Genomic DNA, 22,575 nt, shown 5'->3' with positions numbered 1-22,575 from the left:
ATGGAATTCTAATGGAATTTATAATGGTTAACAAGCGCCAATTTCATTTTGGACGGGCGCGCTGCTGGAGTTTGAATTTTGTTTCTTGATTGTGGTAGTGAATAAAAGCGAATAAAAAATGCCTTGCCCCAACTTAATTAACCGCAAGTCAAACCATCTAAAAGTTTAAACAGGGGTTGAAAACCGGCCGCCATGAGGCCTTGTATGTATTTAAGATCATTATCCATATTCTTGCTGATCACCACCTTGGCGTACGGGTCCGGCATAGCCCTGATGCAGCAACTGACCGGTTTCTACCATATACCGGTTCATGACGAAGTGCATTTTTTGGAGGCCATTAAGCTGTTTGGAGCTGAAATCTCCCTGCACAGCCTGGCCTCTTATAATGAAACTTCCGGCCCCCTGCCCTTTGTTCTTTACGGCCTTTGGGGGCGGCTGTTCGGCTTTGGGGCGCCTGCCCTGCGCTTTTTATCGCTCCTTCTGGGCTTTACGGCCTTAGGCCTGGTTCATTATTTTTTGTACAACGTCATTGAAAACAAAAAGCAGGCCCTGGCGGCGGCTTTTTTGTTTGCAGCCAACCCTTACACCATGGCCTTAACCGTTCTGATATACACGGACATGGCCGCCCTGGCCTTTTTATTCGCCGCCATGATTGCAGCCAAGGAGGAAAAGCCATGGCTTTACGGCTTCTGCATGGCGCTGGCGTTAATCAGCAGACAGTTTTTTATTTTCTTTCCATTGGCTGTGGGGGTCGCCGCCCTGCTGCGCCTTGTCGTCAACCGCCAATGGGCGGCCTATAAAATGGCCCTGGCTTCCATAATCTCCACCTTTCCGCTGCTGCTGCTTATGATCGTGGTCTGGGGCGGTTTGTGTCCTGAAAACGCCGCCAAAGCAGCTTGGGTTGACGGCATGACCGGGTTTCATCCGAGATTCGCAATCCTCTACACATCGCTGACCGCTGTATATGTCTTGCCGCTCCTGGTTGTACGGGCAAGGGAAATTTACCAGCCCTGGATTGTGGGCTTTTCCCTGGCGGCGTCGGTGTTGTATTGGATTTTCCCACCCGGAGCGTCTCCTTCCGGCTTGCAGTTCGGCCTTGTTTTCACGGGCTTTTTTCATCGCCTGATCTGCCTGGTTTCTTCGGCGGGTTGGTTTTATCACGCGGTGATGTTCCTGTTCTTTCTGGTTGGCGCCCCGCTTGCGCTCGGCTTTTTCAGGGAGGCGGGCCGCGGCATCCTGGAAAGAAAATTTGACGTCATTTTTCTAATAAACCTATCTTTGGTTTTGTTCTATGCGACCATGCCCTTTTCCTACCTGGCGTGGGAAAAATACCTTCTGCCCGCACTACCCCTGGCCTATGCAAGCATTTTATCGCTAAAGGGCGCCGCTTCCTAAAACGATACTATTGAAAGAGGCAAATATTTTGACCTGTTGCATCGAAAATAGGTATATCAGGATAAGCCGCTACAATTTGAAAGTACAAATGGATCCCAATAATCAATAGCTATCTAGTGCATAGAGACTTGACAGACGCCGCAGGGCTTCGGAGGTTGCATTTTGCCCCAAGGACAATTGAATGAAAATTTTGTTTGCAGAGGCTCCGAGTTAGAAAAAAAACTGCAAGAGTACAAAGCCGACGCCCAAAAGTATAAGGCCCTGTTCCATCAATTTCCCTACGGCATTACAATTACCGACGAAAACGGCCGAATTTTGGAAACCAACGTCGTCGCAGAGGAGCTTTTGGGGATCTTAAAGGAGGAGCATGAAAGCAAGTCCATAAACCCCGAAGACTGGAACATAATTCGCCCTGACGGATCGCCCATGCCGTTGGAGGAATGGGCCGCCATGGTCGCGCTTAGGGAAAACCGCGTGGTCTCCAAGGTGATGGGGGTTGTCGGGAAGGACGGCGCCGTCGCCTGGTTTAACGTGGCGGCAGCCCCGCTTCATTTAAAGGGTTACGGGGTTGTAATAACCTACCACAATATTTCGGACAAGATACAAACGGAAAAGGCCCTGACGGACAGCGAAACGCGCTTTCAAATGCTTTTTGAAAACGCGCCGTTAGGGTATCAGTCTTTGGATGAAAACGGCTGCTTTATTCAAGTCAACCAAACTTGGCTGCAAATCCTGGGTTACGCCAGGGAAGAGGTTATAGGCAGACCTTTCAGCGACTTTTTGCATCCGGACTGGAAGGAGCATTTCAAGGAAAACTTTCCCCGCTTCAAGGCCATTGGCGAAATCCTGGGCGTGGAATTTTATATGCGGAAAAAGGACGGGGCGTTTATCCTGGTTTCCTTTAACGGCAAAATCGGAAAGGACGCCAAGGGGGATTTTAAACAGACCCATTGCATTCTACAAGACATAACCGAACAAAAACGCACCCAGGATGCGCTTGAAAAACGCCTTTTGGCCTTGACTAGGCCCATGGAGGATCCGGAGGATGTTCACCTCCAAGACCTCTTTAGTATCAAAGACCTGCAAACCTTTCAGGACCAGTTTTCAGCGGCCATGCAAGTGGCCTCGCTCATAACCACCCCCGCCGGAGAGCCTATCACCACCCCCAGCAACTTCACAAGGCTGTGTTCGGAACTAATCCGGTCTACGGAAATCGGTCGCGCCAACTGCCACAAGTCGGATTCCATCCTGGGAGCGCATCATCAAAACGGGCCGGTCGTCAGGCCTTGCCTGAGCGGCGGATTATGGGACGCGGGGGCAAGCATCACCGTTGGAGGGAAGCATCTGGCCAATTGGCTCATAGGCCAGGTGCGCGATAAAACGCAAACGGAAGAAAGCATCCGAGCCTACGCCCGAACCATCGGCGCGGATGAAGAGGAATGCGCCAAAGCGTTTTGGGAAACGCCCTCCATGAACGTCGAGGAATTCCAACGGATTGCCGACTTGCTGTATACTTTTGCAAACACCCTCTCGGATATGGCCTTCCAAAACCTGCAGCAAGCCCGTTTTATTGCGGAACGCAAGCAAGCCGAGGAAGCCATCAAGCGGCACCAGAGCCTCCACAGCAAGCTGGTGGCCAACATCGGGGACGTCATTGTCATCATCGATCAGGAAGGCGTAAACCGATACAAAAGCGCCAACATAGAAAAACATTTCGGCTGGAAGCCGGAAGACGTGCTGGGGAAAAGCACCTGGGACAATGTTCATCCGGAAGATATAGAGAGGTCCAAAATGTTTTTCCTGGACCTGGCCAGGGAGCCGGGCAAAACCGGCGTTCTTGAATGCCGGTATCGCCGCAAGGACGGCGCTTTCCGATGGATAGAGTTTACGGGCGTGAGCCTTTTTCATGACCCTGATATCAATGGAATCTTAGGAAATTACCACGACATAACCGAAAGAAAGGAGGCTGAAAAATCGCTGCGGGAGAGCGAAGCCCGCTTTAAGGCCCTGCACAACGCCTCCTTCGGCGGAATCGCCATCCACGATAAAGGAGTGATTCTGGACTGCAATCACGGGCTGTCCCAGATCTCCGGGCATACGGTTGAAGAGTTGATCGGCATGGATGGGCTGCTGCTGATTGCCGAGCAAAGCCGGGACATGGTGATGGGAAATATATTGGCGGGCTATGAAAAGCCCTACGAAGCCATGGGGGTCCGGAAAAACGGCGAGGAGTTTCCCCTTCGCCTGGAGGCGCGAAACATTCCCTACAAGGGCAAGCAGGTCAGGGTGGTGGAGTTCAGGGACATCACGGAATCCAAACAGGCGGAGGCGGAGCGGGAAAAGCTGCAATCCCAGCTACTGCAAGCGCAAAAAATGGAGTCAGTAGGCCGCCTTGCCGGCGGGGTGGCCCATGATTTCAACAATATGTTGAGCGTTATTATCGGGCACACGGAAATGGCCATGGACGGAATGAACCCCAATAACCCTATTTTCGCCGACTTGAGCGAGATATTCAGCGCCGCTCAGCGCTCGGCCGACATTACCAGGCAATTGCTGGCTTTCGCCCGCAAGCAGACCATCGCCCCCAAAGTTCTGGACCTGAACCACACCGTGGAAGGCATGTTGAAAATGCTGCGCCGGCTGATCGGCGAAGATATTGACCTTGTATGGGCGCCGCACGATAATTTGTGGGCCGTTAATATGGACCCCACCCAGATCGATCAGATCCTCGCCAACTTATGCGTCAACGCCCGTGACGCCATCGACGGCGTTGGAAAAATTGTCATTGAAACCCGTAAAATCTCCATCACGGACTCTCCGGACCAAAACTCGGAAGCCCGCCCTGGGGACTATGTGGTCCTGGCCGTCAGCGACGACGGCAAAGGCATGGATTTTCAAACCCAGGAAAACCTGTTCGAGCCTTTTTTTTCAACAAAAGATGTGGATAAGGGAACCGGGCTGGGATTGGCCATGGTTTACGGGATTGTAAAGCAAAACAAAGGGTTTATTACGGTTCAAAGCGAAGTGGGCCAGGGCGCCACCTTTAAAATTCATTTGCCGAAGCATACGGCGCCTGCAGCGCTTGCGCCGAAAAAATCCGCGGAATCTCCGGCCGCCAAGGGACACGAAATGATCCTGGTGGTTGAGGACGAGCCGGCCATCCTGAATATGGCAAGGCTCATGCTGGAACAATTGGGATACAAGATTTTAGCGGCCAGCTCCCCCAGTCAGGCCATCCAACTTTCCAAGGACCCGCCTGGAGAGATTCATCTGGTAATAACCGATGTGATCATGCCAAACATGAACGGAAGAGAGTTGGAAGAGCGGTTGCGGATGATGCATCCAAATATCAAAACCCTGTTCATGTCCGGATACACTGCCAATGTGATAGCCCAGCACGGCGTTTTGGACAAAGAAATCAGGTTTCTCCAAAAGCCTTTTACAAAAAAGCTCCTGGCGACAAGGGTTCGGGAAGCCCTGGACGGCAGTGTTTGAAAACATCCTCGAACAAGGAAAAAACCGGGCTCTTATTCAAAGACGAACAAGAACCCGGCTATTTGCAGAATAAGCTGTTTATTTCGGATTTTTCGGATTCATAACCACGGAGGGTTTTGTGCGCTTCGAATACTTGAAACTTGGCGCTTCCACAGCCTGGCCGTATTTTTTTTGCAATTCATCCAAAGGCCCAAAGTCGAGCGCCCTGGTGTAACAGGCCTCCACGCAGGAAGGCATTTTGCCCTGGGCCAGGCGATCCGTGCAAAAAACGCACTTGCCCATTTTTGCGCCGGGCTCGGGTCCGAACTGGGGGGCTTGGTACGGGCAGGCCTTCAGGCACTTGGCGCCGCATTCCTCCTTGCCCAAACAGGCGTTGCGGTCCACCAGGACGATCCCGTCCTCCGGCCTCTTGGTGATGGCGTCCGCCGGGCAGGCCTCGGCGCATATGGGCGACTCGCAATGGAAGCAGGTTTGAAGCATATAGGCCACAAACACGTCCGGCGTTTCGCCCTGCTCCAAGTATTTCACCTGCATCCAGGCTTCCGGGCCTTCAGGCACGTCGTTCCAGTCTTTGCAGGCCACGCGGCAGGCGTTGCAGCCTGTGCAGCGGGTTTGGTCGAAATAAAATCCCATTTGCATAGCATCCCCTCCTTTAGGCCTTGGCAACCTGGACCAGTGAAGTGTTCATGACAGCAGCCCCGCCGCCGGAATAGTCGTCCTTGGTCAGGGTGTTGGCGCAGGCGCCCCGGTCGACTCCGTTTTCGTCAGGCTGATACCAGGCCCCTTCAAACATGCAGACCACGCCCGGCTTAATGCGCTGGGTGACGAACGCCTGGACAGCCACCCGGCCCCGATCGTTAAAAGCCTGGATGTCATCCCCGTTTGAAACGCCCCGAGCCTCCGCGTCCGAGGGATGAATCCAAAGCACGTGGGGCTCGGCCTCCCGCAGCCATTCCACCTTGTACATTTCGGAGTGCACCCGGTTTCGCGGATGAGGGGTGAGAAGCTGAAGAGGGTATTTCTCAAACAAGGGATCGTTCCGGTCCTCGAAGGTGGGAATGTATTTAGGCACAGGCGGGCATTTGGGACTGTTTATATCAGCCACACGCTGGGAATAAATTTCGATTTTACCCGAAGGCGTGTCAAAGGGATTGTTCTCCGGGTCTTCAATCTGCTTGCGAAAGGCGATGTACGGCTCTTTCAACTCGATACGGTGGATGCCGTCGTTCTTAAACTTGTCAAAGTCCGTGACGTATTTGCTGGTCACGGGATTTTGGTCCACCATGTGCTTGAGGATGTCCTCTTCCTTGGCGCCCAGGCGATAGTCTTTCACGCCCAGATAATCGGACAGCATTTCGCAAATTTCCAGATCGGACTTGCACTCGCCCAAAGGCTCGATGGCCCGGTTCACAAAGGTGTAATAGGGGCCTGAAGGCCAGGCGTAGGTGAGGTCGCTCCGCTCCGCCGCCGTGGTGACGGGTAGAAGCAGGTCGGCGTAACGCGCCTGGGCGGTCATGAATATTTCGTTTACCGCAAAGAAGGGCAGCTTTTTGAGCGCCTTGTCCCCCTTGTTGGCGTTGCCGATCTGGTTCAGGTAGTTGTTGCACATGGACCAGGCCATTTTGACATCCGCCGGAAATCCCCCGGCCTTGCCTTCCAGGATGGCCTCCCACAGCTTGTTGATGTGGATGCGCTTGATCACCCGGTCCCGGATGTCCAGGGTGCCTTTGATTTTTGGGCCGGTCATTTCTACGGGGTTTTTGCCCGGGGGAATGGCCGACATGCGGAACATGTGGCCGATGGGGATGCCCATAAGTCCGCCGCAGGCCGAACCGCCGGGCTTGCCCACATTGCCGGTCATGGCGGACAGAGTGGCTGCGAACCGGCAGTATTGCTCGCCCATGGCGCTGCGGGCCGGCCCCTGGCAATCCATGAGCGCGGCCGGCTTGGCTGCGGCGTACTCCCGCGCCAGATCCGCGATGGTTTCGGCGGGAACGCCGCAAACAGCCTCGGCCCACTGCGGGGTCTTGGCCTGGCCGTCCTCGTCGCCCAGGATGTATTCCTTGAACTTGTCGAAGCCTATGGTGTACTTGTTCAGAAAAGCCTGATCTTGCAGATTTTCCGTGATCATCACGTATGCCATGGCCGCCATCATGGCCGTATCCGTACCCGGATAAATGGGAATCCACTTGTCCGCCACGGCGGCGGCGGTGTCCGTATACCGGGGCTCCACGGAGATCACCTTGGCGCCGTTCTCTTTGGCCTTAAGCAGATGATGCATGGTGTTTGAGCCGGAAATCATGCGCGCCGGATCCCAGCCCCAAAGAATAATGAGCTTGGAATTCAGCATGTCCTCCCGGCTGTGGCCCACCATCACGCTTCCGTATTGAACCAAAGAGGCCCAAACCGCGCCTTCGGAGGAGATGTTGCCGTAATGGGTGGTGTATCCGCCGAACTGGTTCAACAGCCTGGGCGCAGCCATGGACCCGCTGTGCAGGCTGGCCAGATAGCCTCCGCCGGTCATGAGCAAAATGGATTCCGGGCCGAATTTATCCTTGGTCTCCTTGAGCTTGCCCGATAGGATAGACAAAGCCTCGTCCCAGGAGATGCGTTCGAACCTGCCCTCCCCTTTGGCGCCCACGCGTTTTTGGGGATGCATAAGGCGTTCCGGGTGGTGCACGTATTTTCGGTATGCACGGCACCTGAGGCAGGTGCGCAATTGCCGGTCGGAGTCCGGGTGATCGTCTCCTTCGATGCGAATGATCTTGTTATCCTTCACATGAAGCAGCAAAGGGCAGCGCCCGCCGCAGTCAAAGGCGGACGTGGCCCGGACAATGCGGACGTCTTGGGATTGTTGCGGGTTTTCCAAAGCAGGCCTCCTTACAAAAGGTGCATGGTTGCTTTCCCTCGGGGTGGTTCATGGTTGATCTCGCAAATAAAATTTAACCATACAGGGCGGCGAACAAGCAATTTTGGCCCTTGGATTTTCCGGGAAAGGCGAAATATCGCCGTAAAAAACCATTAGAATTTCTGTTTTGATCTGTTCTAAAATGGTATAATTAGTATATTTGAAAAGGATTTTCCGTTCTGTCAAGCAGGCTAGCACGGTTGTGAAAAACAAGTGGAAAGGCGCCCCCATGGATTATGAAATCAAAAGAAACTGCGATAACGTGGACTGGCAGGCTGTTTCGGACCTGCTGAAAACCGTGGGCATGGCCCACTACCCGCCTGATATTCATCAAAAGGCTTTTGAGGCCAGCTACTCCGTGGTGTTTATTTTGGACTCCGGCAAGCTGATCGGCATGGGCCGGGCCATATCCGACGGGGCGTATCAGGCGGCGTTGTATGATTTTGCGGTGTCCCCGGATTACCAGGGCAAGGGGCTCGGAAGGATCATCCTGTCCACGATTCTGGCTGACGTCCCCAATTGCCATGTGATCTTGTATGCTGCGGTCGGGAAGGAGGGTTATTACGAAACTCAGGGGTTCCGGAAAATGAAAACCGGCATGGCCAGGTTCTTAAACGCCGAGGCCATGGCTAAGAAGGGTTTTACGGAATAACCGTCCAATTCGCGGTGAGGTCGTTCCCGCGGCCCGCCGTAGTAATGCATACTGGAGCATTCCATGGGCAGGAGTCGGTATCAATCCATGAGGGCATGGGGTCAACGTTTGAGGAAATTGGCGACTCCCGTTTGCATTCCCACGCGGCAGCCCATGTCGCAAACTACCGCGATACGGGCTGACAGCATGGGAACGAGTTCAAAAAAGTAGTATAATCAAATAGTTGTCAACACACCGACACGATGCTGGGTCCCCGCTTGCGGACGATTCTGAAAGAATCGGATCACCCTTGCGGGGATGACGTGGAATGGTTCAGCAATCGGGCTTGTAAAACCGGATGTCTATTTAAGCGGAACCCGAATTTCCGTGATGAGGTCCTGGGGCGCGACCTCCTCCGGGCTGTTGACATACACTTCCAGGGAGGGGGCGTAGTTAGCCTCTCTACCGCTGGAAGGCAGCCACTCTCCGAACAGCCAGCGGTAGCAGTCGTGCAATCCCTCATAAGGGCCATGATGGGTCAGGACGGCGTACTCTCCCCCCTTGATGGTCTGCTTTTCCATGCCTTCCGGCGGAGAAAGAGAGGGCGGCGCGGTAACGCAAACATCCATGCGGATTTTATCGGCTTCGGTGATGTCCGGGTCGTCGTAACAAATGCCTATGGCCTGGGTTTCGGGCCCCAGTTCTTTGGCGACGTCCGGGTGGGAGCACAGCTTTTCCCAGGCGATACCGCACTCTTCGTACGGGCCGGTGTGGCGGATGAAAACAACGTCAAGGGGTGGAAATTCTTCGATTCGGATGTCCATGGCGTCTCCTTTAGGTTTGAGGATTCTCAGGTTAAAAACCTGGGGAGAGCCCGCCCTATTGCGAGCCCTGGAGGGAAGCTCCGTCCTGTATTGCCTGGGGGGAACGCCGAACATGTTTCTGAAAGCGCGCGTAAAGGCTTCGTGGGTCTGGTATCCCGCGTTCAGGGCGACCTGCACAACCGGCTGAGAGGAGTACCGCAGTTCATGGGCGGCCCGCTCCAGAAGCAGGCGGCGGATGTACTCCTTAAGCGGCTCCCCCGTCATGGCCGTAAAAATCCGGTGAAAATGGAACGGGGAGAAGCAGGCAACCTTGGCCAGTTCTTCCAGCGTCATCGGATCGTCCAGATGATCCTGGATGAACATCTGCACCCGGATTATGCGCTCTTCGTAATATGCTCGTGCGTCGGACATAGCCAACCTCCATGGCCTCAATGCTTAGCACCCGGCACGGGAGCTTTCTTGACCGTTTTTGCGGAGTTTTAATTTATGCGGATCAATCCTCGCCCTTCAGGACCACTAGGGCGAACAGGTTCGTCCCTTCCGTGACCAGAGGATTGATGTCGATCTCGGCCTTCTTCAACCAATATCATACTGCGTCCTTCCGAATTGAAATTTTCTGGAAACGTGGTTTCCTTATCATATTTCGCCTTGATGAATTTCGCCCGGCTGACCCTATTGACAAGGTTTGTAAAAGGGAGAAGGATAGATGCTGTATAGTTTGGCGTTCAGGCGGGTTTGAAGGCTGGGGAGACGATATATATTATTTGGTGGTTACGGTTTGACTCCCGGTCTGGACAAATGAAGGAACCAAGTGTGCAGAAACCCTATTAAAAAGGGCCTCTGTATGAAGTGCGATTCATTTGCAGGAGGATCAATGGTTACAATTAAATTGGACGAGTCCTTACAAGACAGTTGGCAGTTGCCCCTCATTACGGATTACATCAAACGTTGGGCGGAAAAGACGCCGGATAATATTGCGTTGGTCGGCGCCAACAAGGAAGAAGTATACACGTACAAGGAATTTGACGAGATTATAACGCTCTATGCATTGAGATTGAAGGAAATGGGCGTTAAAAAAGGGGATATCGTCGCCGTTCAATGGCTTTCGACGCCGGAATTCTTTTTTCTCACCTACGGGTGCGCAACCGTAGGCGCCGTCATATCGCCTTTGGACGTTCGGCTGCAGGATCATGAAATCATCAGGAACATGAACAAAATTGAGCCTGTCGCTTTTTTCTGCCTGGGGAACACCCCCTTGAGGGATTTTACGCAAATTTCCCAAGCCGTTTTTGAAAACGTGAAGTCGCTGAAACACATTGTCGAGTACCCCCTGGGCGGCGCCTTTGACAATGACGCCGAGTATATCAAGGATTTTAGCGCTCTATTTTCCATGGATGCGTTAACGCCGCTGGCGGAAGACGGCGCCCTTGTCAATGAGTTGAAAGAAACGTATGCAAGCCTGGACAAGCGCGATCCCCACATCATTATTTTCACCACCGGGACGACCGGGTTTCCCAAGGCTGCCCTGATCTGCAACGAAAACACCCTTGTCAATAACGCCATTTTTTCCAGAGAAGTCGGCCTATGGGGCAGCGCAAGCCGCTTTTTGAACTCCATGCCCACCAGCCATGTGGCCGGAACCTGCCAGGGACCCATGACCGCCTGGTTTGTCGGGGGAACCGTCGTAACGGTGAATATCTTCCAGCCGGACCTTGTTTTGCAATTCATTGAAAAATACAAGGCCACGTGGTGGGGCGGAGTGCCGACCATGTTCCACATGATCTGGCAAATGCCCAACTATCAGGACGCCGACCTGTCCTCCTTGCTGTACGTGCTTTACGGCGGCAGCGCGGTGGACATCACCTTTCTGGAGCAAATGCAAAAAATGGCGCCCTCGTTCGGGACCGCTCTTGGCATGACGGAATGCGCCGGATATTTCACCGCAACGCCCAAGGCCATTCCCATTCAAGAAATGGCCGGACAGGTGGGGCAAGTCTACCCGGAGTTGGCGCCGGTGACGATCAGGGAGCCCATGAAAGAAGACGGGACGGCCGGAGAGGAAGTGCCTTTGGGAGAAGTCGGAGAAATCTGCGTCCACGGCCCGATCGTCTTCCTGGGGTATTATAATGACGAAGAAGCCACATCCAAGGCCATTACCAGGGACGGAGTCCTGTATACCGGAGATATGGGGTATTTTCACGACTTCGGCGTATACCGGGGCCTGAAATTCGCCGGAAGAAGAAAGTTCGTCATCAAGCCCAAGGGCTACCTGGTTTTCCCGGATGAAGTCAGCGACTTCATCAATCAGCACCCGGATGTGGACCAGGCCCTTGTTGTGGGGGTTCCGCATAAGACGCATGTGGACGGCGTCTTTGCCTGGGTGAAGCCGAAAGCGGGTAAAGACCTGGCCTCCGACGCCATAAAGGGATTTTGCAAGGATATGGCAGGATACAAAAGGCCTCTTCATGTGGAATTCTGGCCCAATGACCAGCCCTTTCATGTCAACCGGGTTGGAAAGGTTGACGTCATGGCCATGACCGAAGAAGCGGTGAAGGTGGTTGAGGTGTTGAAAAAGGAAGACAAGTGGGATTAAGGCCTTATAGGCGCCGGAATCGGTTTAATCGCCCATTTCCGGTTTGATCAAGAGAACATTATGACCCTGCGCCGTTCCGGGCTGCGGAGCGGCGCAGGGTATTTTTTAACGGAGGGCCTGGCGCGGCGGTGCGCCGCCATGGAAACCCAAAAAAAGCTAAGGAAATATTATGATATACAAGGGATCTTGCCTTTGCGGGAAAATACGGTTTGAAGTGGACGGAGAGTTTGAAAACTTTTTTCTTTGCCATTGCGAACGTTGCCGCAAAGACACCGGTTCCGCTCATGCGGCAAACCTTTTTTCCTCCACAGCCAGGCTGACCTGGTTGTCAGGGAAGGATGATGTGCAAACCTTTGACTTCAAATCAGAAGGCCACATAAAAAGTTTCTGTCCAATGTGCGGGTCGGCTCTTCCAAACATCCAGATGAACGGAGCATTGCTGGTCGTTCCGGCGGGGAGCCTCGACAGTGACGTGGACATCAAACCGCAAGGGCATATCTATTGCAGAAATAAAGCGAACTGGGACAATGCGTTATCTGAAATTCCCAGGTTTGACGAACTCCCGGAAAAATATAAAGGATTTTAGGGGGCGAAGCCTTCAAGGATAAATGCGGCTGGGGTTTGGCGCTTTGCCCCGGCAGAACTGGTTTTGTCGTTCATCCAGCATGCTCTTCAAGGTTCTCAAGCAAAATTAAACCAAGTTAATCTAAAATTATGACTCAACATTCATACATGATTTCAGGATTATATAAAGTCAGTCGCTTAGTAAGGGACATTCCCAAGAATTCTCTGTGATGGAGATCGAAATAATGAATAAAGACGAATTTTGGCAAATAATTGAAGCGGTTCATGATGAATCAGACGGCAATATGGATCGGAAATGCGAGTTACTTAAAAATAGGCTATTAAAGTTAAAAGACCAGGATTTGCGTGACTTCATCAGGCATTTTGATTCAGCGGACGCTTTTGCTTATACTTGGCCATTATGGGGCGCCGCCTATGTCATGCACGGTGGATGCTCAGATGACTCTTTCTCCGACTTCCGTGCAACATTGATCTCTCTGGGTCGGAAAATTTATGAAGCAGCATTGGCTGATCCGGAATCTCTTGCCAATCTCGATTTTGAATACGATGAGGACCTTTGTTATGAGGGCTTTCAATATGTGAAATACGATGTTGCGGAGGAAAAACTGGGAGATATTCCAGACAGGGACATACCTTTTCCAGATGAACCTTCCGGAGAGGAGTGGGACGAGGAAAATGTGGATAATCTCTATCCCCTCCTTGCGGCAAAATATTCCGTCATTGATTCTGAAAACAGCGCAACGGCAAGTAAAAAACCATGGTGGAAATTTTGGTAACACATATCAACCAAGGACGATAACACGCGGCTACAGAGGATTCGCGCCAAAGAACTTCAGGGGACGTCTCAACTTCAGGGGACGTCTCTCAAAAACTCAATAACTTAACAACCCTTTGAAATTATGTATTATTTTAGCAGAATTTCAGATCAAACAAGGGCGATATTAAGTCAAAATGCCACGAGCGGCAGCACAGATTGCTTGCCGGGGTTGCTCAAATGCACTGGAAAAAAAGGCCTCCCAAACATCCTCTATGTCGTCGGATTGGGGCTTCCATAGCACAGAAGGCTTGAGGAAGCGTTTGTGGAGACCAATGTTCTTCCTGAACCTGTGTCGCCGAAAAATGCAGGCTTCCTAGAAATCCATCCGCCCGCCGACCGGGCCAAACCTTGATTATCCTTACGGGTCGCGCCTTTTGCGCTTACGCGCCCAGGAAAACGAGTTTCCTGGGCCACCCCAATCCGGAAAAGCCCAGGTTACTGTGGAGTGGGGAAGATAGTGCTCCCGTATTTGGTGTTTTCATCCAAAAATATTGGGGGGCATTCTGAATAAACCAATAGCTATATATACTAAGGAAACCTCGCAACTAAGGCCGGAGGATTCGCCGGCAGCCCTCCTTTTCGAAAAAATATCTCTCCTCTTCAAAGCCTAACCAAAATATAATGCTTACAATGAGCCTGCCATCTATTATAATATAATATGTTGGAACTGTTTTTGCTTAACCTGTTCCATTAGGCCGGCTGCGGCCGATGAGGTGAATTATGGAAGGCGAACTGTACGTCAGGCTTGGATATACCATGGATGCTCTATACCGGAGCATCACAAGGCATTTGGCTTACTCCCTGGGGGTTGTGCCGACCCAGGCCTCAAAGCGGGACATCTATTTGGCCCTATCCTATTCGGTCAGGGACCGCCTGCTTGAAAAAATGCTCAAGACAAACCAAAGGTACGAAGACTCCGGCGCGAAACGGCTGTATTATCTTTCCATGGAGTTTCTCATAGGAAGATCCCTGGCCAACAACCTGCGGGCCATGAAGATTTACGATCAGGTGGCCGAGGCCTTGCAACTTTTGGGCACGGACGTGGAAACCATCTGCGACCAGGAGCGGGACGCGGCCCTGGGCAACGGCGGCTTGGGCCGTCTGGCCGCCTGCTTTCTGGATTCCATGGCCAGCCTGGACATGCCGGGATTCGGGTATGGGCTCCATTACGACTACGGCCTGTTCGAACAGGATATCAGCAACGGATATCAGCGGGAAAAGCCCGACTCCTGGATTTCGGAAGCGCCGGCCTTGCAGGTGGAGCGTGCGGACGCCGCGTGCATCGTGCCCATGTACGGCAGGATCGAGGAGACCAAGGACAAATGGGGCCGCCACAATCCCCTTTGGCTGGGCTGGAACCTGGTTACGGGCGTGCCCTACGACATCCCCATCGCCGGATACGGCGGGTTGACGGTGAACCGCCTTAGGTTGTTTGCGGCCCGGCCTTCCACGGAGTTCGATATCAAGATCTTTAACGAAGGCGACTACTTGCGGGCCGTGGAGCAGAAAATCGAGTCGGAAAAAATCTCCAAGATTCTCTATCCCAAGGATTCCTACGAGGCGGGGCGTGAATTGCGGCTGATCCAGGAATACTTTCTGGTGGCCTGCTCCTTGAACGACATCGTCCGCACCTACGAAAAGGATTACAGCGATTTTAACAAGTTCCCGGAAAAAGTGGCGATCCAATTGAACGACACCCACCCCGCCCTGGCCGTGGCCGAGTTAATGCGGATTCTGGTGGACCAAAAATGGGTCCCCTGGGAGCGCGCCTGGGACATCACCAACCGGACCATCGCCTACACCAACCACACGCTTCTGCCCGAAGCCCTGGAAAAATGGCCGGAATCGCTCCTGGCCAGGCTGTTGCCGCGCCATCTCCAGTTCATATACGACATCAATCAGCAGTTCCTGGACAGGGTGGTCACCCTGTGGCCCGGCGACGTGGACCGCATGCGTAACATGTCCATTATGGAGGAAGGCCCTCCCAGGCAGGTGCGCATGGCTAACCTGGCTATTGTCGGCGCTCATTCCGTCAACGGGGTTTCCGCGCTGCACACGGATCTGATTAAAAAATCCCTGGCGCCCAATTTCTTTGAAATGTGGCCTGAACGCTTTAACAACAAAACCAACGGGATTACGCCTCGCCGCTGGCTGTGCGTGGCCAACCCCAATCTGCATGACTTGATTGAGGACGCCATCGGCCCGGGCTTTGTCACGGACCTGGAAAGGCTCCGGGAACTGGAGCCGTTCGCCGAGGATCCGGCCTTTTGCGAGAAGTTTATGCAAGTCAAGCACGGCAACAAGGAGCGCCTGAAGGACGTCATCTTCAACACCACGGTGGTGGAGGTGGATCCCGCCTCTTTGTTCGACGTTCAGGTCAAGCGCATTCACGAATATAAACGGCAACTTATGAACGTGCTGGGGATTATCTGGGAGTACCTGGCCCTGACTGAGGACGGCGTGGAGCCGGTCAGCCCCAAGACATTCATCTTCGCAGGCAAGGCCGCCCCCGGATACTGGGCCGCCAAGCAATTGATCAAGCTGATCCACAACGTGGGCAACACCATAGAGGACGATCCCAAGGCCCGGGACTTTTTAAAAGTGGCCTTTGCGCCCAATTTTCGGGTGACTCTTGCGGAGCAAATCATCCCGGCGGCGGACATCAGCCAGCAGATTTCCACGGCGGGGTTCGAAGCCTCGGGCACGGGTAACATGAAGTTCGCCCTGAACGGCGCCTTGACCATCGGCACCATGGACGGCGCCAATATCGAAATCTCCCAAAAAGTCGGCCGGGAAAACATTTACATTTGTGGGCTGACAGCGTATGAAATCGAGAAAATGAAGCGCGCGGGCAGCTACAAACCCAAGGCCATGTACGACAAGCATCCTATGATCAAGCGGGTGGTGGACTCCTTGGCCAGCGACCGTTTCTGCCCCCGGGAGTCCGGGCTGTTTGCCTGGCTGAAGGATTATCTGCTGGCGGATAATGAAATGTTTTTCCACCTGGCGGACCTGGAATCCTATGTGAAAACCAGGGAACTGTCCACCCAGGAATATGTGGACAAAACCCTCTGGGCGAAAAAAGCGATCCTGAACGTGGCTCGCGTAGGCCATTTTTCCTCGGACAGGACCATCCGGCAATACGCTGAAGAAATCTGGGATCTGGTTGCCATTCCCCCAACCGAGGCGGAGAAATCCGGCAAGTTAAAATACACTCCCAGCGATCCTTCATCCATCGCCACGGCAAGGGCTTGGTGAAAGAGGAGCGGATATGAGAATACATTCCAAGCAAGAACAAGACGTCATGATTCTGACCCCCATGGAGAAGAACATCGACGCTTCCATTCAGGATGAGTTTAAAGCCGCCTTGGTGGAAGCCATTGACGAGGGGCATAAAAAGATCGTCCTGGATCTTTCGCACGTCAAGTTTCTGGATTCCAGCGGCCTGGGAGTCATGGTGGCCATGGTGAAAAAGCTCTCCGGCTCCGGCGCCCTGGCCTTTTGCGGGATTCAGGAGCAGGTGGGCCAGGTTTTCAGCCTTACGCGGCTGGACAGGGTCTTTAATATTTATCCCAACAAAAACGTGGCCCTTGATGCGTTGGTTTCCAAAGGGCCCGCGACGGAAGGAGCAGTGTAATGAAGCAGGTTTTCCGGGTTCCCGCGATTTTTTGCATCTTCATTCTTCTTGCGGGGTGCGCGACAACCCAGCAGGATACGATCACCCAATATTCGTTTATCGACGCAATATTGGCGGGCGCCTACGACGGCCAGGAGAAATGCAGCAAAATCCTTGAACACGGCGACATGGGCATTGGCACCTTTGACGGCCTGGACGGAGAAATGGTTGTCCTGGACCGGCAAATCTACCAGGTGAAGTACGACGGCAGCGTTGTGACGCCCGGTCCTGAGGAAACCACGCCGTTCGCCTGCGTTGCGGAATTTCTGCCAGACAAGGCTGTAAACATCATCCCCGGAACCGACCTGAAAGGCCTCATGCACGTCACGGACCTGGCCGTGCCCAACCAGAACATCTTTTTGGCCGTCAAAGCCACCGGAACCTTTTCCACGATGCTCACCCGGAGCGTGCCCGAGCAGACCAAGCCCTATCCGCCTTTGGTGGAGGTCACCAAAAACCAGTCCCAATTTCATATGAAAAACGTCAAGGGCACGGTGGTGGGTTTCCGCACGCCCCCTTACGCCAAGGGCATCGGCGTGCCCGGATATCACCTGCACTTTTTGTCTGACGATAAAACACAAGGCGGCCACATCCTGGCCCTGACCTTTGAACAAGGCGCCGTGGAAATCGACTTGTGCAACCGGTTCGTGCTGATCAACCCCAAGGATGAATCCGGGCTGAAAGACATGGATTTTTCCAAGGACCGCACCCACGAGTTGGAGCAGGCCGAGAAAAAACACGAATAGATGGAGTTTGTCCCGCCGGAGGATTCATTTCCTCCGGTGGTCGCAATCCTTGCTGGGGCAGGACCTGCACGGGCTGAGGCTCGGCAGTTCAGGGGCGAAAGCAATGGCCCCGGTGACGGACTTGGACGGCGTCATGGCCCAACCCTCCGAGGCGGTTATTCCGATTTTTTCCGGCTTTAAAAATGCAAACAAATCCTTTTGCCCTTCCGTGGGCCAGTCGCAATATCCCGGCGAAAATCTTCGCGACATAACCAGGCCCTCAAAGGCCGAATCCCTTCCGATCACGTATTGCACCGCATCCACCGCTTTTTCGGCGACCACGGCTCCGGCCGCATGCATGAAAAATCCCATGGCCATGGCTTTTTCCTGAAGCCGGGCGCTTTCCTCCTCCAGCTTCTTGCCCAGGGTCACGGCAAACACGGCAATCTTCCGAGGTTCCGGCGTTTTTCCGATCAACTCCGCCCACAATCTGCTGGATATTTCCATGCCCTTGCAGGTAATGGCAGCCTCGCCGACTTCTTGAATCTCCGTAACCTCGTACATGGCCAAAGGCTGGGCCAGGTTGATCACTTTTTCCAAGGTCGGGACGGCGATGGCCTTTATCTGGGACGGGACTTCCTCGATTTTAGGGTATCCCAACTGATGGAAATACTCCTCCAGGACGGCTTCGGGCTTGGGCAAGGGCGGTTGAAATAAGGGCATTCTTAATCTCTTTTATGAGTTGTATTTTTGTTCCGGGGGCGAGGCGGCTTCCACCTCTTCCACCCTGAGCTTCTTGTCGTAATCCACAAAAACGCGGGAGGCCCGGATTTTTCCGGCAGTCATGACGCTTTTTAAGCTGCCGGGAACGCCAACGACGGACTCGGCGTAGCCGTCAGCGCCCATGCTTTGGGCCGCATCCTGGTCCAGGGCTGCGCCGCCCACCAACACCTTAACATGAGGCAGGCGATTTCTACAGATTTCAATGGTGCGGGCCATGTCCGCCAAAGGCGTGGACATCATGGCGGAAAGAGCCAGCACGGAAGCGCCCTGCTTTTCCACGGCCTCCACAAACTCCAAAGGCGCCACGTCCCTGCCCAGGTCCACCACCCGATATCCATAGGCTTCCAACACTCCGCCGACTATGTTCTTGCCCAAATCGTGGACGTCTCCCCGGACCACTCCGATGACGACCACGGGCATGTCTCCGTCTTTGGGGCAGGCGTCCTTGATCTTCCTGAGGCCGGCGCGCATTACGTCCACGCACAGGAGGAACTCGGCCACGGAGGAGCGGTAGTCCCCCAATTTTTTCCTGACCGCGTCCAGGCCTTTGGTCAGGGCATCAAGCGCCTGGCGCGGGTCAGGACTGCTTTCAAAGGCCGCTGCAAGCAAATCCATGTCCGCTTCAGATACGGCTTGCTGCAAGTCATTATATGTCTTCTCCTGGTTGGTATTCATGCTCCCCCCTCTGGTCTATTTTTCCACGGCCTTGATCATGGCAAACGCGCTGTCCAGCGGAATGTTGGGCGGGTACTCGCAGCCGGGCGCTAAAATAAAGCCGCCGTCCCTGCCCAGAACGTCTATCTGCCGCCGGCATTCATCCATAATCTGTTGCGGCGTTCCGTGGACCAGCAAGGGCGTCGGGACATAGCCGATCAAGGTCAATTGATCCCCGTATTTTTTTTTCATCTCCCGGGGAGCGGCGCAATCGTCGGGCAAGTGGGCGAAGCTCATGATCGACGCGTCCATGGCCTTTATCTGAACGTCAAAGTACGGCGCGTGCCCGCAATTATGGACGCCCACAAGGCCGCCCTTATCCCGTATGGCCTGGGCGATTTGCCCTGCAAAGGGGCCTTCGATTTCCTCCCACACCTTTTTCGGCAGGGCGTTCCACGAGGCGTAAAGGGTGTCTATGGCCACGGCCGGCATGCCGGCCTCGCATTGGGCCTGGGCGAATTCCACCAGGGTTTCGGTAACGGCCTCGCAGGCGGCCATGACCTTTTTGGGATGATTCAGGCAGTCCTTGAACAAGGCTTCTGCGCCGCGCATCATGGAAAGGACGCCCAAAGGCCCGAACACAAAGCCGCCCGCCATGGTCCCGAGCCCCACGCGCTCGGCCATGATTTCGCACAGCCGCACCTGCTCCTTCATGCGGACGGATTTTTCAAAAGGGACGGGCCGGATTTTGGCGTAGCCGTCCACGTCTTTGATGAGGGGATTGTCGTAATTAGGCCGGGCTGTGGAATCCAGGGGATAGACCATCTCCTGGCCGAAGTCGGCGGCTTCCACGGACAAATCCAGAAGCAGCACAATAAAGTCAGCGCCCACAAAATCCACGGAAGCCGTAAACACATCCGCAGCGCTTTCCGCCTTCAGGGAGTAATCGGGAAAGGAAACGCCCAAAATTCTCCTGGCCGCAGCGTTCACCAGGGGCGCCACGGGAATCCGGTCCGGCTCTTTATGCCGGACCGCCGTCAGGACGCGCTCCAGGCTGCTTAGGCGGGAAAACTTGCCGCGAATGCTGGCAACAGAGGCCAGGGCGTCCTGCAGCGGCTCCGGAATGCCGCCCACAGGCGGGGCCTGCCCCTTGATCAATCGCTGAAAAATCGTCGCCGTGCTCATACCACCTCCAAAATTCGCATTATTGGCTGAAAACTTCTCGCCGGATGCGGTCAAAATCCAAATCTTCCAGGTCCCTGGGCAAGGTCCACCAAATGGGATGATATCCAAAGCCGCCTTTTGTCATTTCTTCCACCGCCTGCTCCAGGGGCCAGCCGCAGACGACAACCCGATAGCAGGCTGTCAGGGCGCCGGTCCGGTCCGATCCGTGGCGGCAATGTAGAAACACCGGGGCTGTTTCCGGGTCTTGCGTCAGCCGAAGGAATTGGATGACATCCTCCTCCCCTGGGTCCCAGGGAAACATGGGAATGCCCACCAAATTCATACTTGTATCCCCGGCGTACCTTTCATCCCCTTGTGTGATGCGCAGGTTGACCACGGTTTTAATCCCATGGGCTTCCAGGCTCTTGAAGCCTTCGGCTTTGGGCTGGGCGCCGCGATACAGGGAATCGCTTACCTGGTACATATTGGACATTCCCGGCAATTCCTTGCACTGTGCGACATCCAGGCATGCGTCATCAGCCCAACAGGACGCAGCTAAAAACAGAAAAAGCACTGCGCAGTGAAACAAACAAAAAACTCGATTGGAAAGTTTTTTATTCATCATTGCTTTACTCCACTAATTTAGAAGTCAGTCTTTTGCCAATGACATATTCCCAGGCCGGACCCTTGGAATGCATGTTCAAAGAGGGCGGCCCTATCGGCTTAAGATCAAGGAGGACTTTGTTATCCGGCCCGAGCCTGTAAACCCCGAAACGCCGCATCATGCGCCCATCCTCTCGCCGGCCCAGAACGATCACATTTTCCGGCTCCAGGATGTGGGGTCTGTACACCTCGTCGTATATGATCTCCCGCCAGACGATTTTATCCGGCTCCTGGAACACATGGTCCTTTACCCACTGATCCATGCAATAAAGCCGCGGAGGGTTTTCCCATTCCTTGGGGAAGCGGACCAGTTTTTCCAAAACAAGCCGGGTCGCCCAGGAATGGACGCTCATAAGCCCCGGGTGGTCCCACAACGGCTGTTCCGCAAAGATCACGGCATCTTCCCCCATGTCCGGGCACAAAGCAAGAACCTGAGTCCAAAATTCTTTCTGAAGCCGGGCGCTTTTGGCGTAATCCTTTTGCACGGACAAGTGATATCCGCCTAACAGGGCGAAGTAGCAGGAAGCGAAAACAACGAAGACGGCGGTTTTTCCCTTATGAGCCGCCAACTCAAACAAATAGGCCAGGATGATTCCTACGGCCATGGACCCGCCCGCGGTCGCGGCGAAATGCACCCTGGACGCCGTGGTCGCCAGGGCGACCGGCGGCCAGTGAGGCGGGAAAAAGGCCATGGGATAGGATAAGGCGAGTAAAACAAAGGCCGGAACGATTTTATTCCATGGGATTGCAAAAGGCTGATCTCTCCACTCCGTCCTCCAGACTAAGGCGCCCAGGCTGCATAAAAAAATGACGGCCATGCTGACAACTCCGGACATGGAAAAAACGCCGGAATTGGGCAAAGGCGGGAGGGCGAAGGACTTGAGGATCGTCCAGGGTCCTATGAGCATGGCGGTCAAGGCTTTATAACTTATTTGCCCCAGGCCCATGGAGGCCAATTGCCGGGTCATGCGGGGCTCGCCCAAATTCATGCGGATTAGGCAATATACGGCCAATAAAACGGCCAGGGCCGCCCAGTGGCGGAGCAGGCGCCGGGCAAGCCTTTCTTCGGATTTTTGATCCAGCAAAGGGGCGGCGGCGAAGGGAAGCAAAGTGGATTCGTAGGTGATCGTCGCCAGAAAAATCAAAAGGTAAGACCACCGGCGAAACCGGCTCAGGTAGAGTAAAAAAGCCGCCAACATAAAAAATAGTGCAGGCTCGTTCCCCATAAAATGAGTGGCCCAGGCATTGACCGTAACCGCCGGAAACAGGCAAAAGGCCAGGGTTCCGAACACGGCGGCGTTTTCCCCGGCGAACCTGCGCATCAACGGAAAAAAAAGCGCGGCATTTGCCAGCAGCATCAAAAACCCGGTTATGTACACGCCCTGCAGACCTGCTATCTTTACCCCGATGCAGCTGAAAGGGGCTATGAGCGCAAAGCCCAGAGGACGGCCCTGGGGCCAGTCCCGGCAGTGGCAATAGAAATTGTACACGGACTCATCAAAGTTTCTGGCCATGGCGTCCACAACCTTGGCGTAGTCGTCTTCATAAAACAGAAAATTCCCGGACAGGGAAAAATGGGCGAACCAAGCCGTCAGGCCTATAAGAATCCAAAAGCCGAAAGAACGCACCCAGGAATTGGCTGGAAGCATAAAGGCCTCCGGG

At 54.0% G+C, this 22,575-nt stretch carries 17 protein-coding genes; 9 read left to right on the top strand and 8 right to left on the bottom strand.

The annotated features are described in order from the left end of the window. The first annotated feature begins 204 nt into the window (after positions 1 to 204). Together G491_RS0120595 and G491_RS34320 are read left to right on the top strand one after the other, a co-directional pair. Positions 205 to 1,395 carry a hypothetical protein gene (locus tag G491_RS0120595; protein WP_028315912.1) on the top strand — a complete coding sequence of 397 codons (1,191 nt, stop codon included), beginning with the start codon at positions 205 to 207 and terminating at the stop codon, positions 1,393 to 1,395. Positions 1,396 to 1,557: 162 nt separating this feature from the next. Then, on the top strand, positions 1,558 to 4,890 hold the full coding sequence (locus G491_RS34320) for a PAS domain S-box protein (protein ID WP_051327416.1): 3,333 nt from the start codon (positions 1,558 to 1,560) through the stop codon (positions 4,888 to 4,890). Positions 4,891 to 4,968: 78 nt separating this feature from the next. Here G491_RS34320 and G491_RS0120585 read toward each other — a convergent pair whose 3' ends face one another. After that, a complete protein-coding gene (locus G491_RS0120585) occupies positions 4,969 to 5,529 on the bottom strand; it encodes a 4Fe-4S dicluster domain-containing protein (RefSeq protein ID WP_028315910.1) in 561 nt (186 codons plus the stop codon). Between the two features lie 13 nt (positions 5,530 to 5,542). Further along, a complete protein-coding gene (locus G491_RS0120580; protein ID WP_028315909.1) occupies positions 5,543 to 7,759 on the bottom strand; it encodes a molybdopterin-dependent oxidoreductase in 2,217 nt (738 codons plus the stop codon). A 241-nt stretch (positions 7,760 to 8,000) separates the two neighbouring features. On the opposite strand from G491_RS0120580, the gene G491_RS0120575 reads away from it, so the two are divergent. Beyond that, positions 8,001 to 8,450 carry a GNAT family N-acetyltransferase gene (locus G491_RS0120575; protein WP_248635464.1) on the top strand — a complete coding sequence of 150 codons (450 nt, stop codon included), beginning with the start codon at positions 8,001 to 8,003 and terminating at the stop codon, positions 8,448 to 8,450. A 341-nt stretch (positions 8,451 to 8,791) separates the two neighbouring features. Here the strand turns inward: G491_RS0120575 and G491_RS0120570 are convergent, their stop codons facing one another. Beyond that, a complete protein-coding gene (locus G491_RS0120570) occupies positions 8,792 to 9,664 on the bottom strand; it encodes an AraC family transcriptional regulator (RefSeq protein ID WP_028315907.1) in 873 nt (290 codons plus the stop codon). Between the two features lie 463 nt (positions 9,665 to 10,127). Here G491_RS0120570 and G491_RS0120560 point away from each other — a divergent pair, with 463 nt between their 5' ends. The 6 genes from G491_RS0120560 to budA all read left to right on the top strand — a co-directional run bounded on the left by G491_RS0120560 (position 10,128) and on the right by budA (position 17,670). After that, entirely contained in the window at positions 10,128 to 11,846 is a 1,719-nt protein-coding gene (locus tag G491_RS0120560) for a class I adenylate-forming enzyme family protein (RefSeq protein ID WP_028315906.1), read from the top strand. Between the two features lie 169 nt (positions 11,847 to 12,015). Continuing rightward, the gene (locus G491_RS0120555; RefSeq protein WP_035219654.1) at positions 12,016 to 12,432 is read left to right on the top strand and encodes a GFA family protein; all 417 of its coding nucleotides are present in this window, start codon (positions 12,016 to 12,018) and stop codon (positions 12,430 to 12,432) included. 223 nt (positions 12,433 to 12,655) lie between these two features. After that, the gene (locus G491_RS31760) at positions 12,656 to 13,207 is read left to right on the top strand and encodes a DUF4240 domain-containing protein (protein ID WP_051327415.1); all 552 of its coding nucleotides are present in this window, start codon (positions 12,656 to 12,658) and stop codon (positions 13,205 to 13,207) included. 761 nt (positions 13,208 to 13,968) lie between these two features. Continuing rightward, on the top strand, positions 13,969 to 16,506 hold the full coding sequence (locus G491_RS0120545; protein WP_028315904.1) for a glycogen/starch/alpha-glucan phosphorylase: 2,538 nt from the start codon (positions 13,969 to 13,971) through the stop codon (positions 16,504 to 16,506). Between the two features lie 13 nt (positions 16,507 to 16,519). Further along, positions 16,520 to 16,885: an STAS domain-containing protein gene (locus G491_RS0120540; RefSeq protein WP_028315903.1), complete on the top strand. Its 366-nt coding sequence runs from the start codon at positions 16,520 to 16,522 to the stop codon at positions 16,883 to 16,885. Continuing rightward, positions 16,885 to 17,670: an acetolactate decarboxylase gene (gene budA / locus G491_RS0120535; RefSeq protein WP_028315902.1), complete on the top strand. Its 786-nt coding sequence runs from the start codon at positions 16,885 to 16,887 to the stop codon at positions 17,668 to 17,670. Before G491_RS0120540 ends, budA begins: the two co-directional genes overlap by 1 nt. Positions 17,671 to 17,694: 24 nt before the next feature. Here budA and G491_RS34315 read toward each other — a convergent pair whose 3' ends face one another. The 5 genes from G491_RS34315 to G491_RS0120510 are packed head-to-tail and all read right to left on the bottom strand — an operon-like array spanning position 17,695 to position 22,562. After that, entirely contained in the window at positions 17,695 to 18,372 is a 678-nt protein-coding gene (locus G491_RS34315; protein WP_028315901.1) for a vitamin B12 dependent-methionine synthase activation domain-containing protein, read from the bottom strand. 12 nt (positions 18,373 to 18,384) lie between these two features. Then, complete coding sequence (locus tag G491_RS31750; protein ID WP_051327414.1) at positions 18,385 to 19,107, bottom strand: cobalamin B12-binding domain-containing protein; 723 nt, start codon at positions 19,105 to 19,107, stop codon at positions 18,385 to 18,387. Between the two features lie 15 nt (positions 19,108 to 19,122). Next, entirely contained in the window at positions 19,123 to 20,271 is a 1,149-nt protein-coding gene (locus G491_RS0120520) for a uroporphyrinogen decarboxylase family protein (RefSeq protein ID WP_028315900.1), read from the bottom strand. A gap of 19 nt (positions 20,272 to 20,290) precedes the next feature. Then, positions 20,291 to 20,875 (bottom strand): fused DSP-PTPase phosphatase/NAD kinase-like protein, encoded by a 585-nt coding sequence (locus tag G491_RS31745; protein WP_051327413.1) that lies wholly within the window; start codon positions 20,873 to 20,875, stop codon positions 20,291 to 20,293. 4 nt (positions 20,876 to 20,879) lie between these two features. Beyond that, a complete protein-coding gene (locus G491_RS0120510; RefSeq protein WP_028315899.1) occupies positions 20,880 to 22,562 on the bottom strand; it encodes a hypothetical protein in 1,683 nt (560 codons plus the stop codon). Positions 22,563 to 22,575 lie beyond the last annotated feature (13 nt).

Source organism: Desulfatibacillum aliphaticivorans DSM 15576 (genome assembly GCF_000429905.1).
GTDB classification, from domain to species: domain Bacteria; phylum Desulfobacterota; class Desulfobacteria; order Desulfobacterales; family Desulfatibacillaceae; genus Desulfatibacillum; species Desulfatibacillum aliphaticivorans.
This window is presented reverse-complemented; position numbering and strand designations above follow the sequence as displayed.

Excerpts from the sequence above, each read along its gene's own strand:
- G491_RS0120595 (WP_028315912.1), top strand. The coding sequence starts at position 205 with ATGTATTTAAGATCATTATCCATATTCTTGCTGATCACCACCTTGGCG.
- G491_RS0120585 (WP_028315910.1), bottom strand. The coding sequence starts at position 5,529 with ATGCAAATGGGATTTTATTTCGACCAAACCCGCTGCACAGGCTGCAAC.
- G491_RS0120570 (WP_028315907.1), bottom strand. The coding sequence starts at position 9,664 with ATGTCCGACGCACGAGCATATTACGAAGAGCGCATAATCCGGGTGCAG.
- G491_RS0120560 (WP_028315906.1), top strand. The coding sequence starts at position 10,128 with ATGGTTACAATTAAATTGGACGAGTCCTTACAAGACAGTTGGCAGTTG.
- G491_RS0120555 (WP_035219654.1), top strand. The coding sequence starts at position 12,016 with ATGATATACAAGGGATCTTGCCTTTGCGGGAAAATACGGTTTGAAGTG.
- G491_RS31760 (WP_051327415.1), top strand. The coding sequence starts at position 12,656 with ATGAATAAAGACGAATTTTGGCAAATAATTGAAGCGGTTCATGATGAA.
- G491_RS0120545 (WP_028315904.1), top strand. The coding sequence starts at position 13,969 with ATGGAAGGCGAACTGTACGTCAGGCTTGGATATACCATGGATGCTCTA.
- G491_RS0120540 (WP_028315903.1), top strand. The coding sequence starts at position 16,520 with ATGAGAATACATTCCAAGCAAGAACAAGACGTCATGATTCTGACCCCC.
- budA (WP_028315902.1), top strand. The coding sequence starts at position 16,885 with ATGAAGCAGGTTTTCCGGGTTCCCGCGATTTTTTGCATCTTCATTCTT.
- G491_RS34315 (WP_028315901.1), bottom strand. The coding sequence starts at position 18,372 with ATGCCCTTATTTCAACCGCCCTTGCCCAAGCCCGAAGCCGTCCTGGAG.
- G491_RS31750 (WP_051327414.1), bottom strand. The coding sequence starts at position 19,107 with ATGAATACCAACCAGGAGAAGACATATAATGACTTGCAGCAAGCCGTA.
- G491_RS0120520 (WP_028315900.1), bottom strand. The coding sequence starts at position 20,271 with ATGAGCACGGCGACGATTTTTCAGCGATTGATCAAGGGGCAGGCCCCG.
- G491_RS31745 (WP_051327413.1), bottom strand. The coding sequence starts at position 20,875 with ATGATGAATAAAAAACTTTCCAATCGAGTTTTTTGTTTGTTTCACTGC.
- G491_RS0120510 (WP_028315899.1), bottom strand. The coding sequence starts at position 22,562 with ATGCTTCCAGCCAATTCCTGGGTGCGTTCTTTCGGCTTTTGGATTCTT.